10 protein-coding genes and 1 tRNA gene are annotated in these 13,003 nt (G+C 41.7%); 7 read left to right on the top strand and 4 right to left on the bottom strand.

The window, feature by feature from the left end:
- Positions 1–32: 32 nt before the first annotated feature.
- Positions 33–845: a type IVB secretion system protein IcmH/DotU gene (icmH, locus tag ACP7AA_RS10345; RefSeq protein ID WP_426223514.1), complete on the top strand. Its 813-nt coding sequence runs from the start codon at positions 33–35 to the stop codon at positions 843–845.
- 201 nt (positions 846–1,046) lie between these two features.
- Here icmH and ACP7AA_RS10340 read toward each other — a convergent pair.
- Positions 1,047–1,122, bottom strand: a tRNA-Asn gene (locus ACP7AA_RS10340).
- A 359-nt stretch (positions 1,123–1,481) separates the two neighbouring features.
- Between ACP7AA_RS10340 and ACP7AA_RS10335 the strand changes: the two genes are divergently transcribed.
- From ACP7AA_RS10335 to ACP7AA_RS10325, 3 genes are all read left to right on the top strand, one after another.
- Positions 1,482–2,024 (top strand): acyl-CoA thioesterase, encoded by a 543-nt coding sequence (locus ACP7AA_RS10335; RefSeq protein ID WP_201562794.1) that lies wholly within the window; start codon positions 1,482–1,484, stop codon positions 2,022–2,024.
- 301 nt (positions 2,025–2,325) lie between these two features.
- The gene (locus ACP7AA_RS10330) at positions 2,326–3,414 is read left to right on the top strand and encodes a cation diffusion facilitator family transporter (protein WP_426223513.1); all 1,089 of its coding nucleotides are present in this window, start codon (positions 2,326–2,328) and stop codon (positions 3,412–3,414) included.
- A gap of 106 nt (positions 3,415–3,520) precedes the next feature.
- Positions 3,521–4,210 carry a DUF2059 domain-containing protein gene (locus ACP7AA_RS10325; protein ID WP_426223512.1) on the top strand — a complete coding sequence of 230 codons (690 nt, stop codon included), beginning with the start codon at positions 3,521–3,523 and terminating at the stop codon, positions 4,208–4,210.
- Between the two features lie 138 nt (positions 4,211–4,348).
- On the opposite strand, the gene dps is transcribed toward ACP7AA_RS10325, so the two are convergent.
- On the bottom strand, positions 4,349–4,831 hold the full coding sequence (gene dps / locus ACP7AA_RS10320) for a DNA starvation/stationary phase protection protein Dps (protein WP_193031191.1): 483 nt from the start codon (positions 4,829–4,831) through the stop codon (positions 4,349–4,351).
- Positions 4,832–5,373: 542 nt separating this feature from the next.
- Here dps and uvrB point away from each other — a divergent pair.
- The 3 genes from uvrB (at position 5,374) to ACP7AA_RS10305 (ending at position 9,772) form a co-directional block, all read left to right on the top strand.
- Positions 5,374–7,485, top strand: coding sequence for an excinuclease ABC subunit UvrB (uvrB, locus tag ACP7AA_RS10315; RefSeq protein WP_201562790.1), 2,112 nt, complete (start codon positions 5,374–5,376; stop codon positions 7,483–7,485).
- Between the two features lie 225 nt (positions 7,486–7,710).
- Positions 7,711–8,871, top strand: coding sequence for a pyridoxal phosphate-dependent aminotransferase (locus ACP7AA_RS10310; RefSeq protein WP_426223511.1), 1,161 nt, complete (start codon positions 7,711–7,713; stop codon positions 8,869–8,871).
- A 517-nt stretch (positions 8,872–9,388) separates the two neighbouring features.
- Positions 9,389–9,772, top strand: a complete 384-nt coding sequence (locus tag ACP7AA_RS10305) for a hypothetical protein (RefSeq protein WP_426223510.1) — start codon at positions 9,389–9,391, stop codon at positions 9,770–9,772.
- 207 nt (positions 9,773–9,979) lie between these two features.
- Here ACP7AA_RS10305 and ACP7AA_RS10300 read toward each other — a convergent pair whose 3' ends face one another.
- Positions 9,980–11,665, bottom strand: a complete 1,686-nt coding sequence (locus ACP7AA_RS10300; RefSeq protein ID WP_426223509.1) for an alkaline phosphatase D family protein — start codon at positions 11,663–11,665, stop codon at positions 9,980–9,982.
- A gap of 146 nt (positions 11,666–11,811) precedes the next feature.
- Positions 11,812–12,198, bottom strand: a complete 387-nt coding sequence (locus ACP7AA_RS10295; protein ID WP_201563005.1) for a hypothetical protein — start codon at positions 12,196–12,198, stop codon at positions 11,812–11,814.
- Positions 12,199–13,003 lie beyond the last annotated feature (805 nt).

The raw sequence follows: 13,003 nt of genomic DNA, 5'->3' as shown, positions 1-13,003 counted from the left end.
GACTTTAAAAATAATATGTATTAGGAACAATCATGCTCGGGAATAATTCAATGGGTTCAGCACCTTCTTTGTTAGATTCAGGCGAAGTTGCCTCAAAAGTTCCAACCGCAGGACTTAATAGACGTATCAGCAGTCAGTCGCTGGTTGATACTATGTATGACGGTTTTTACTTGGTGTTTTTATTACGCAATCATTATTTCAGCACTGAACCTCGCCATTTTCGTCAAAAAATCTATGATTTTTTAGACAAGTTTGAGATGAACGCCCGTAAAAAAAGCTTTTTATCAGAAGACATCCATGAAGCAAAGTACGCGTATTGTGCGTTGATTGATGAAACCATCATGACGTCACAAGAGTCAGAATTTCAGACTCTAAAAGATGCATGGGAGCTAAATCCTCTGCAGTTAGATTTGTTTGGCTCACAAATCGCTGGTAATGAGTTTTTTGAGCGCTTAGATGGACTGCGCGAACAAGGAGAGCAGCGTTTAGCGGCATTAGAAGTTTATCACTATGCGATGTTGCTAGGATTTCAAGGAAAGTATCGCCTAGAGGCCCCTGAAAAGATTCGCTATCTTATCTCACGCTTGGGCGATGAAATCGAACATTTACGTGGTAATAAAAACGAATTTTCGCCGTTTTGGGCAATTCCTGATCAAATTAAGCATAAGCTCACCAGTGAAACGCCGCTTTGGGTGATTCTTGCAGTGATGGCAGTGTTATTAAGTGTGATATTTGCAACCATGTGGCACTTTACCAATAGCTTTGCAGATAACCAGTCGTCAGCATATAACCATGTTATTCAAGAAAATAAAGAGCAGGCCCATATCTCAATCTTCTTACCCTAAAGCTTGTCCTCATTTAGATGATTATTTAGATAACTATTGATTGATTTGAGGATGTGCCCTCATTATTAGCAATTGTTATCTTTAGATAATAAGTCACTTACAAAAACAACAGCCATAAAAAAACCCCCATCAAAGTGATGAGGGTCTTGGCAAATGCCATAATCGAATCAAAGATGACTCAAAAAATTTACTACTAAAATATGGCTCTCCAACCTGGGCTCGAACCAGGGACACACGGATTAACAGTCCGTTGCTCTACCAACTGAGCTATTGGAGAATAAGCGGTAAGTGTTTAATGGCTTACTGCGAGCTTAGAAAGTCTCTAACGAGTTCTTGCTAAGTGGGGCGTATTCTAGCAAAGATAAAAAATACGTCAAGCTTTTTTTGCATATTTAGCAAATATTGTTCTTTTACTTGCTAGATAAGCCCTTTTATAAGGGTTTTAGCTAAAAATTGTCAATTGAGATATCAATAAAATCTATATGCCTATAAATAAACTAACAAGCCAATACTGTGCTGAATCATTACCTTTTCATAAATAGTATCCTCTAATAGGCATTTATTTGCGATTTATCAGAGGCTGCTGTATAACGGACATTCAAAATAGATAGGTCTCTGATAACGGTAAGGAATATTATGTCGCAATACAATACCAGCTCCACGGCCAAAAGCGCCCCTTTAAACCATGAATTGTATATGTCGGTACTGATGACGCCAGATATGGCAAACTTTATAGGCAATGTGCATGGTGGTGATTTGCTCAAGATGCTCGATCAAGTCGCTTATGCTTGCGCCAGTCGCTATAGTGGTAGTTACGTTGTGACGCTATCGGTCGATCAAGTGATGTTCCGTGAGCCTATTTACGTCGGTGAGCTGGTTACCTTTGCGGCAAGTGTCAACTATGTCGGTAGAACCTCCATGGAAGTGGGTATTCGTGTGGAAGCAGAAGACGTGCGCGCCCGTACGATTCGCCATACCAATAGCTGCTATTTTACCATGGTGGCGATTGATGATAACGGTAAGCCAACGCCGGTCCCTGCGCTTGAGATTAAAAATGAGATGCAGCAATGTCGTTTTGATGCAGGCTTAGCGCGTAAAAACTTGCGTATGGAAGTCTCGCATCGTCCTAGCTGCGATATTAATAAGATGATTGGTGATAATTCAGATAGTAAGAGCTAAACTCTAATCACATGACGGACAAACCATGTCATCGAAAATGTATGATAGGCGGGTTTTCTTAGCATCGCTATATCGAGTAGGGTTCTCGTAAAATGGGAAACTCCCAAACCTTTAAAGCTATTAAGACCATCAATACTTAAACAAAGTCTCACGAAAACCTTACTGACCAAGGCTAGGTTTTTGGTTAAATTTAATGGTAAACAAAGCAGGTAAATAAACAGTTAAAACCATTCATATTTATGGTTCGACTGTTTTATTTGACTGCTTTAACCCATTAGATAGACCATTGACCGAGACTCACATGAGTTCAAAACCTACAAAGTCATCAGAATCCCATTCTACAGAGCAATCAATACCGCAAGCTGGTCGTGCGCGCGGTATTGATGGTGCGCTCCTTGAGGCTACAAGCACTTCCTCCTATTCTGCAACCAATGCTGATAAAAAAGAGGATGACAAAAAATCTTCCTCATTAATCACGGTACTGATTGCGGTTGGGGCAAATCTGATTATTGCGATTGCTAAAACTGTTGCCGCGTTTATGACTGGTTCAGCTTCTATGATAGCGGAGTCGGCGCATTCGTGGGCAGATGCAGGCAATGGCACGTTGCTGATTGTAGCCGAGAAAAAAGCGGTTAAGCCTGCTGATAGGAGTCATCCATTAGGCTATGGTAAAGAAGCGTATGTGTGGTCGATGATTGCTGCCTTTGGCGTTTTTATGGCAGGTTCTATTGTGTCCATTTATACCGGTATTACCGAATGGAACGCGCCCGAGACCGAAACCAACTATACCATCGGCTTTATTATCTTAGCAGTGGCTTTTGTGCTTGAAGGATTCTCGCTAACGCAAGCTTATTTGCAAAGTAAAAAGCATGGCGAGGCCATTAATGTTAGCGCCCTTGGTTATGTTGTTGATACCTCAAACCCAACGTTGCGCGGTGTCTTCTTTGAGGATTTAGCCGCGGTTATTGGCTTGGTGGTCGCGGCAGCGGCGATGGGGATGCATGCGTATACGGGACAGCCGTTTTGGGATGCGCTTGGGTCGATTGTGGTCGGTATCTTATTGGGTATGGTCGCCATCTTTTTAATCAATCGTAATCGCGACTTTTTGGTTGGTTATAAAGTCTCAGAAACAATGCATGACTACATATTAACTGAGCTATTAAATCATCCCGATATCGATAGCGTCTCTTATTTACACTTAGAATGGGTTGGACCCAAAAAAATATTTATGGTCGCCGCAGTAGACATCGCTGGTAACCAAAAAGAGCAACAAATCGCACAAAAATTTGAAGATATTGAAAATCAGTTCCGTGCCAAGCCGTTATTTCAAGAAGCTATCATAACGTTGTCAGTGCCGAATGCTGAGATTTTACGCTTACCAAATAGCTGATACTGTTTAAAGCGTTCATTTGCTCACTGAACATTAATAATTGAAAACTGATAGCCATAATATTTAAAAAATATAATACCGAAAACTATAATAATGAGAGCTTAATATGAAACGTTTTAATAACGCTACGATAAAAAAATCACGCCAGCGTACTACCATTATAAATCCGTTACTTAGCTTGGTTGTAGTAACGCTGATGTCAGCTCCTATCGTAAATGCCAATGCAGAATTGATTATCCATAGCGAGCCCAATACAGTTAATAAGGACGTCAATAAGATTGCCAATCAGCATAATAATAAACAAGCACCGACCGATGTATCTATCATTAAATTGATGCAAGTGATGCATATTGACGAGCAAATCCAATCTATCGTCAACGGCCAACAGGCGGCTATCGATGCCATCAATATGCAAACGCAAAATCAGGTCCAAAAGGGTAGCCAGCAGATAAATGATAAGTCGTTAAACAAGCGTCAACGTCAGCTACAAGAGCAAATCCAAAGTGTTTTAGGTCAATATGCGAAAATTATGAGTAATGGAATAGGCGATGCGACAGACGCGCAAACCTTGACCCAAGCTTATATCAGCGCAGCGAAGACTTACTATACGCAAGCGGAAGTTGATGCCCAAATTAAATTTTACGACACTGAAATGGGTCAAAGTATCCTTGCCAAGCAACCACAAATTACCGCTGCCTTTTTACAGCAATCATTGCCTGAAGATACCAGTGCAACCGAAGCACAACTAGGTGAGCTGTTGCCGCAAATGAAGCAAATAATTAAAGGTATTTTTTAAATCTGTTATTTTCAAATCTGAGTTAAACGTACCGCTTTTATATCAAATGACTGTATAAAACTAGCACACATAAAAAAGGTCACTCTCAAAGTGACCTTTTTATAACTTATTATAATATTTCATTTTTCTATAAAATGTTTATTTCTTTGGCGCGTTGGCACCGATAAACCAAGCATCTTTATCGACAATACGGCTAACTTCAGTCAATAAGTCGGCGGTATCTTCATCGCCCGCATCGCTAGCAACATCAATCCCTTCGCGCAATGAAGCGGCAATGGTTTTATAGCGGTTGGTAAGCTCGCGCACATGCTCATCCACTGCTGTAATATCAGTCGGGTAAGTCTCTAAAATAGAGTCCTCAACGACACGCTTAGAGATACCATTGGCTTTACCACCAAGGATAACAATGCGTTCAGCAACCGTATCATAAGCTTCTGTTAGGCGCTCATAAGTGTCATCTAATAGCTGATGCACCCCGATAAAGCCAGTACCTTGCAAGTTCCAATGGCACTGTTTGCTATCCATACTTAGGTCAATCAAATTTGCCAAATTGGCATTTAATAAATCGACCATTTTTTTAGCTGTTTTGTCATCGATACCACTTGCGTAACGTTCTCTCATGTTTTTCTCCATTGTATTATTTTACTGAATTTATATCGTTAGTGAATAAGCCGTTAATGAATAAATTGTTATTAATATTTTTCTAAATGGCTATTCATTAAATGCTGACTAGCCAATTCAATATTTACTAATCGTGTTGCTACTTATTTAATTCAGTATCGATGATAGCAGCTTTAATTCGCTATAGAACCCTTGCGCGTTAGGCTTTATTGAGTGGTCGTGTAATGAGTTTGTTAATCGTGAAAAGCTTTGTAAATTTAGCCGTCGCTCTGTGCGTTTTTTATAAATAAAGCATACTTATAGTGCAGGCAGTATTCTAGAAATACTCAGCCTAATGCTTCTGTCTTGGACGTTATTTGCTTATTTACACTGGGCTGACTTGACCTTTTACTTTGGCTTTTAGATAGCATTGCCGTTAGAGGATAAACCCAGATATTATCCTTTAAAAACTGTAGTTTAGACCCCATATTGTTATAAACCTAAGCTCTTATAACCTTTTATAACTATTATAACCTTTTATAAAAATCAGGAAGAAAACAATTATGCGAATGCCTGAACCGCGCTCGTCGCGTCAGTTAAACCAATTGGCCACTCAGCTCCAAGGTGAAGCTGAAATTAGTGGTGTCAATGCGTCTGGGACGCAAATATCGAGCCGCGCCTTTGAGATGGTCACCGAATTTGAGCCAGCAGGCGACCAACCGCAAGCGATTGAAAAGTTAGTCAAGGGTATTAATTCTGGCATGGATGAGCAGCTATTACTCGGTGTGACGGGTTCTGGTAAGACGTATACCATGGCAAAGGTCATCTCGGAATGCCAACGTCCAACCATTATTATGGCACACAATAAAACCCTTGCCGCTCAGCTTTATGGTGAGTTTAAAGCGTTCTTTCCGAACAATGCGGTCGAGTATTTTGTCAGCTATTATGACTATTATCAGCCAGAAGCTTATGTCGCCGCTAGTGATACCTTTATCGAAAAAGACAGCGCCATTAACGACCATATTGACCAAATGCGTCTGTCAGCCACGCGTGCTTTATTAGAGCGTCGTGATGCGATTATCGTCGCGTCGGTATCGTGCATCTATGGCTTGGGTGACCCGGAAAGTTATCTCAAAATGCTGCTGCATGTGGTGGTGGGCGATAAAATCGATCGTACTGCTACTATTAAGCGCTTGGTTGAAATGCAATATACGCGTAACGAGCTGGACTTTGGGCGTGGTACATATCGCTTGCGCGGTGAGCTGTTGGATATCTATCCTGCTGAGTCTGAGCAGCTGGCGGTACGTGTGCATTTGTTTGATGATGAAGTGGAGAAAATCACTTGGTTTGACCCTTTAACGGGCAAAACTGTGCGTAGCGTGCCGCGTATTACCATTTATCCAAAATCGCATTATGTGACCCCGCGTAATAAATTGGAAGCGGCCAGCCATACGATTCGCGCCGAGCTTGAGCCGCGTCTTGAGTATTTCCGTGAAAATAATAAGTTGGTTGAAGCGCAGCGTCTGAAAGAGCGTACCCAGTATGATCTTGAGATGATTCAGCAGCTTGGCTACTGTAACGGTATCGAAAACTACTCGCAGCATCTCTCTGGTCGTCCATCGGGGGAAGCGCCGCCGACGTTGTTTGATTATATTCCAGAAGATGCATTGTTGTTTCTCGATGAGTCGCATGTGACGGTATCGCAAATCGGTGCGATGTATAAAGGTGATAGGTCGCGTAAAGAAAATCTTGTCAATTACGGTTTCCGTTTACCAAGTGCGATGAACAACCGCCCGATGAAGTTTGAAGAGTGGGAACGTATTAAGCCCAAAACCATTTATGTCAGTGCCACGCCGGCACAATATGAGCTTGAGCATAGCGAGCAGGTGGTTGAGCAAGTCGTGCGTCCAACCGGTTTGATTGACCCTGAGATTGAGATTCGTCCGGTATTGACCCAAGTTGATGATGTGCTATCAGAGATTACCAAACGCCGCGAAAAAGACGAGCGCGTATTGATTACCACTTTGACCAAGCGTATGTCAGAAGATTTGACCAGTTATCTAAAAGAGTACGATGTCAAAGTCGCTTATTTGCACTCGGATATTGATACGGTTGAGCGTATGCAGATTATTCATGAGCTGCGTACTGGCGTGCATGATGTGCTGGTTGGTATTAACCTCTTGCGTGAAGGGCTTGATATGCCAGAGGTGTCGTTAGTGGCGATATTTGATGCGGATAAAGAAGGCTTTTTGCGTTCTGAGCGTGCGCTGATTCAGACTATCGGTCGTGCGGCGCGTCATATTAATGGCAAGGCCATTCTCTACGCTGATCGCATCACACCCAGTATGGAGCGTGCGATTGAAGAAACCGACCGTCGCCGCGAAAAACAAGTCGCCTTTAACCTTGAGCATAACATTACGCCAAAAGGTGCGCGCCGTAGTATCACCGATAAAATTGATACGGGCGAAGATCAGAATGCCAATGATAATCAGGTGATTCCTATCAAGAGCAATCTGCCTGATGTCGATATCAGTATTTTACGTAGCCCTGATTTGCTCGCCAAAGAAATTAAGCGTTTAGAGAAGCAAATGCAGCAAATGTCACGGGATTTAAAATTTGAAGAAGCGGCAAAAACGCGTGATAAAGTTTTGGAGTTAAAAGCGCATTTAATCTAACAGGTTCATTCCGACTGAATATAAACGTAGAGAAGGTGAGTTGCATAGGTTGCAGCTCACCTTTTTGTATTTAACACTTAAATCAAGAAGGCTTTTACCTGTATATATTGATAACTAATAATTTGCCGTTAGATAACTTGTAATTATACCAAATGCCACTTAAGATGATATTAAGCAGCTGCATGCGCTTTATTACTCACGGACGACTTAGGCGGACTATCTACCATGCATACCAGTACCCATAATAAAACCAATGAAAGTAAAACCAATGAAAGTAAAACCAATGAAAGTAAAACCAATGAAAGTAAAACCAATGAAAGTAAAACCAATGAAAGTAAAACCAATGAATTACTCAGATTAGACTTCAATGAAAACTCCTTAGGCATGTCAGACTCTGCCAAAGAAGCCATCCTCAATGCTTTAGGTGGTGCTGCTCGTTATCCCGATAAGCCGCGCGCTCAACTGCTGAGCAAAGTAGCCGAAATCAACGGCGTACCTGAAAAGCAGGTCTTATTGGGCAATGGTTCAATCGAGAGTATCAGGGCTGTCGTGCAAATGCTGTATGACAAAGCCTTGAAAACAGATAAAGGGTTTCAGCTAGTCATTCCAGACCCAACCTTTGGCTGTGCAGAGTTGTATGCACACTCTCTAGGCGTGCCAGTGGTCAAAGTACCATTAACTCGCGATAACTATGATTTAGATTTCGACAACCTACAAAAAGCTGCGGCTGAATTTGACGGTATGAGCCTGTTTTATCTGTGCAATCCTAATAATCCAACGGCCATCATTACCGCGACAGATACGCTCAAAGCTTGGATAAAAAATGCACCAAAAAACCACTATTTCTTATTGGATGAAGCCTACTTTGGGTATGTCACAGACCCAAGTTTTGAGAGCGGCGTTGAGTGGATAAAGCAAGGGCTATCAGATAACCTAATTGTCGTTCGTACCTTCTCAAAGCTATTTGGCCTTGCAGGTTTGCGCGTCGGCTACGCGATTGGACATCCGCAGATTATTGCAGAGATTGGGTCTTTAATGTCTACGGATAATATCAATGTATCAGGTGCGGTTGCTGCAATCGCAACGCTCGAAGATGAGGCGTTTTTGGCGCACAGTTTGCAAACCACCAATCAAGCAAGGCAAATGATGGAGACGGCGCTCGATGAGCTAGGACTGCGTTATTTGCCCTCGCAGACCAATTTTATGTTTTATGAAGTAAAGGGTGACGTGCAAACATACATAGATAGAATGAAAGAGCATGGCATCGCGGTCGGTCGTGAGTTTCCTTCTATCCCAGGTTTCAACCGTATTACTCTTGGGACACCCGAAGAGATGACGGTCGTTATTGACACGTTGCAATTGTTTCGGAAGCAAGGTTGGGTCTGAGTAAGCTAAATCGTATGTTTTAATTCACCAAAAAGGAAAGCGGCTTAGACGGCAGCTTTCCTTTTTTATTTTTCTAATTTTGTTTTTCTCTAATTTTGTTTTTTTCTAATGAATTTTATATCCTGTCGCTATAGTCGATTCACTCTAAAAAGAACATAGCGCTACTGGGATGCTGTCTTTAAATGTAGGTTGCGCAGCCTCTGGGAACGCAGCACGCAAGTAAAATTTATACCAGTAGCGCGTTTAAATTTATATAACAGTTTTATTTTCAACTGACTATAGTATGAGCAGCATTTTTTACCAACAGCAAACGCAGCTTTACATATCCGGTCTTAAAAAATAGCCCTACCTCTTATAGTCTAAGTAAACAAAGCATGACCTATTAGCCAATTGGCTAAAAGACCAGTAACTAAAAGCCAATTAACCAATAACTAAAGGCTGGTGAAAGTTAAAAAACTAGGTCTGCTAATGGATACTTCATCATAATTATAATTTTGTAAATGCTAGGGATATAGAAATGTTCGATATAAAAGCGTTGTTAAAGCGCGAGGTAGAAAAAAAGCTTATTGATGTAGATGATTATATATTTATGCCTGAGCGCATAGAGATGGCACTCGAAGGTGGTAAATTAAATTGTGTGTTAAATAGTGATGGTCGCGTTGATATTTTTTATACTAAGCAAGGGGTGACGGAAGTCAGTTCAGCGGCGCGTAAGCACCCTTATACGCCGTTTGAAAAGGAGTTAAGTCATGGGATATACGATGACATTATTCGTGATTTGGTTAAAGCGGTGAATAAAGTCCTAGACGGAAAATCCAAATACTTTCATCATAGAGTGTTGCCTATAAAGACGCCGCAACTGCCAACGTCAACCATTATTAAAGAGGATAGCGCCTTTTAATTTAGTGGCTGTTTAACGGCTATTTAGAATTATGGCTTTATAAATGGTAAGTAAAATATATTCAGTTAGGCTTTTATAAAAAGGGCGCGTTATATGCATATAACGCGCCCTTTTTATTGGGAATTTTCTTTATTAGGTGTTTTTTTAGTACACGCCCTTACTATGAGCCATTATTATTTTAAATGGCAGATCTATCTCGCTTCTATTTTAACCAGCGCTTAGCGAGGCTGTTTTTTTCATCGCCATAGAGGTGTCTTTACTGGCTAAAGCAGCCGTTTTAGTAATAGGGCGCGATTGACCCCCTTCAACTAAATGATTGCTACTTGCTTGGGTTACCAGCCCTTTGGCATAACGACAGCGGTCATCACGCTTTTTTAACGTCTCGGTATAATACCACTCGCATTGCAAAGCCTGCTCGTTGATGTCCAATAACATATAACCATGGTCGGTTTGGTTATTGAATTTTTGATGTGGATTTTCTTCTACTCCTGCGCCACTTTCTGGAAAGGCTAAAGAGGTCAGGGCAGGGCAGATAAATTCGACTGCAACGGAGCCTTTGCCAGTCGCTGGATTGTAGCTATTGGCATCAAAAGGATTTTGACAGACATCAAACGCAAATGAGGCATGATAGTCACCGGTTAAGACCACCGTATTATCGATGGCATTTTCTTCGATAAAGTCTAATAAACGCGTCCGCGCGCTGGCATAGCCATTCCAAATATCGCCAGAATTGGTCGCAGAAGAACCTTTAAAAGGCGCTAAAATGACTTGCTGTCCAAGGATTTGCCACGTTGCTTGCCGGCGTTTGCCCTCTAGCATCTTTAAATATAGCCAGTTTTCTTGCTCAAGCCCTAACAGTTGACGTTCAGGCTCATTACTGGCTGTCGCATCAAGTTTTTCACGGCCAAATATGCGCGTATCTAGCATATTTAAATCAAACAATTTGCCAAACTCAAAACGTCTATAGATGCGTAATTGGCTGTCCAGCTCGTTACTGCTGTCATCGCGAATGGGCATCCACTCATGATAGGCACGTACGGCGGACATTTTACGTTCTAAATAACTGCCTTTGCTATCGGTGTGGAAGCGGGCGCCACCCTTCCATGAATTATCTGCTATCTCATGGTCATCCCAAACAGCGATAAAGGGATGTTGGCGATGACATTCTTGTAAATCAATATCGGTACGGTAGCAAGCATAGCGACGGCGATAATCATCTAAACTAATGATTTCGTTTTTAGGAAACAGCGGGCGTTCTTCCATCAGTGACTGATCACGATAAAAGCCTTCGGGGTACTCATAGATATAATCGCCTAAATGTATAACGGCAGATATGTCGGCTTGCTTGGCGATATTGGCATAGCCGTTAAAGTAACCAAAGCCATAGTTCGAGCAGGAAACCACTGCCAAGCGCACGCGATCAACTTCACTCGCTGGCAGGTCTGGGTGCGGTATGGTACGTGTACGACCGATAGGGGAGAGATAGCCTAATGCTTCAAAGCCATAGTAATAAGTGGTATTGGGTTTGAGATTCTTAGGGTCAACTTTTACGGTAAAATCAGATGCGGCGCTGGCTTTTGCTCGCCCTTGAGCGACGATGTTTTTAAGCGCTGGGTCTGTTGCAATCGTATAAGCAACAGGGATACTAGAGGCCTCAATACTACCGTCGTTGGTAATCCGTGTCCACAGTATCACGCGATCATGTAGCGGGTCGCCACTGGCAATACCATGCACAAATGGCGCTGCCCCTTGATAGCCTAAGTCATCTAAATCATCAAGCTGATTTGGCGGCTTGACGTTATCGTCATCTGACGAACAAGCGCTCAGCTGCGTCAGTACCGTTCCGGCTACTGTTACCTGACCACCCAGTTTTATAAATGCACGTCTTTTCATGAGTCATCCTTGATATAAATTACAGATAAATTCCATTTATCCTTAATGATAGTAAATAATCTATATGAATAGGCTGGGTTAAGCAATCATTAACCCAGCCTATTTCGTTAAAATAAACGCTCGCAATCGGTAACTTTATCAGTTACTTATTTGACGATGCTGCCGTAGCAACTTTGCAGCGATTTTGCCACCACTCTAGCGACCAGCTGTGTGCGATAGCTGGCATCTATTGCAGCATTGCCGAGCTCGACGATAGTCACTTGCTGCGGTGCTTGCTCACTGACGCAGCCACAAACTCTCCCTTTTACTTCTTCCTCTTGGGCGTCAGTCATCGCGACACTCGCAATGCGCCATGCGTTTTGTTTTTCAATTTGGCTACGGCATTGATTGTCAATGGCGGCTTTAAAGACATTCATACCAATCTCGTTTGCCGTGCCAATTGCCGTACCGGCATTGGAATTGACATCGGTTGTGGCACAGCCAGCTAGCGCAAATGTGGCCAGCATCATGGTTGAAGTAAGTAATTTTTTCATAAATTTTCCTATAAGGTTGTTCAGTATTATTGGCGGTCGTATGCTCTAAGCGCTATTTTCAGTTGCTTATTGTATTGCTTAGCTATAGAGCGAATACAGCGTTTGCACTGTAGCATAATAGAGATGGATTTCGCCTTCAAAAAAATGAGTATGCAATAAAAAATATTGTCTAATTTAGGTGTCGTTATTCTGCTAAAGGGCGGTTATATAAGAGGCATTAACGAAGTAAATAAATGGCTAGCAGTAGGGTTATAAGAAAAGTGCTATTGATATATTTTTTAATAAAATATGATGTTAATAAAAATAGCTTGGCGCATTTTTATGAAGAGCAGCGCGGATAAAGGTTTACAACCCCGTCAAAATTTGTTTAAATCATTTATAATATGAAACTTAGTATCGCATAGCGAAACTATAGATATGGTTTCGGCTGTTGATATATAGTTAAAATACTTTGAAAACGGTACAGTGCTGCTGGGGTTAATTATGCGCAGTCTCTGTTAGCGTAGACACAGCACGCCAGTAAAATCTATACCAGCAGCACGTGACAAAAAACGTTCTTATTTATGGTTAACCATAGCTTTGGTACAAGGCGTAGCTTAGATTGTGATTTGTATTGTGATTTGCGATATATTGCTTAGCTCATTAAATATAGAGAACCATATCACTGGCTGTTTTTTGAACATAAGCACTCGCATCTATTAAAACATCGTAGCAATATATGACATGCCATGTTTTAATTGAGGAGGCCCTAGGTTATGGAACGCTTAACTCCTGTATTTATAGCGAAGGTCAGCGTCATAGACTG

This window comes from Psychrobacter sp. DWR1-2-3, from assembly GCF_049896465.1.
In the GTDB taxonomy this organism is placed as follows: domain Bacteria; phylum Pseudomonadota; class Gammaproteobacteria; order Pseudomonadales; family Moraxellaceae; genus Psychrobacter; species Psychrobacter maritimus.
The sequence above is the reverse complement of the archived record's forward strand: the minus strand, read 5'-3'. Positions and strand labels throughout refer to the sequence as shown.

What these genes read in the sequence shown, in the direction of transcription:
- icmH (WP_426223514.1), top strand. Translation starts at nt 33, where the DNA reads ATGCTCGGGAATAATTCAATGGGTTCAGCACCTTCTTTGTTAGATTCA.
- ACP7AA_RS10335 (WP_201562794.1), top strand. Translation starts at nt 1,482, where the DNA reads ATGTCGCAATACAATACCAGCTCCACGGCCAAAAGCGCCCCTTTAAAC.
- ACP7AA_RS10330 (WP_426223513.1), top strand. Translation starts at nt 2,326, where the DNA reads ATGAGTTCAAAACCTACAAAGTCATCAGAATCCCATTCTACAGAGCAA.
- ACP7AA_RS10325 (WP_426223512.1), top strand. Translation starts at nt 3,521, where the DNA reads ATGAAACGTTTTAATAACGCTACGATAAAAAAATCACGCCAGCGTACT.
- dps (WP_193031191.1), bottom strand. Translation starts at nt 4,831, where the DNA reads ATGAGAGAACGTTACGCAAGTGGTATCGATGACAAAACAGCTAAAAAA.
- uvrB (WP_201562790.1), top strand. Translation starts at nt 5,374, where the DNA reads ATGCGAATGCCTGAACCGCGCTCGTCGCGTCAGTTAAACCAATTGGCC.
- ACP7AA_RS10310 (WP_426223511.1), top strand. Translation starts at nt 7,711, where the DNA reads ATGCATACCAGTACCCATAATAAAACCAATGAAAGTAAAACCAATGAA.
- ACP7AA_RS10305 (WP_426223510.1), top strand. Translation starts at nt 9,389, where the DNA reads ATGTTCGATATAAAAGCGTTGTTAAAGCGCGAGGTAGAAAAAAAGCTT.
- ACP7AA_RS10300 (WP_426223509.1), bottom strand. Translation starts at nt 11,665, where the DNA reads ATGAAAAGACGTGCATTTATAAAACTGGGTGGTCAGGTAACAGTAGCC.
- ACP7AA_RS10295 (WP_201563005.1), bottom strand. Translation starts at nt 12,198, where the DNA reads ATGAAAAAATTACTTACTTCAACCATGATGCTGGCCACATTTGCGCTA.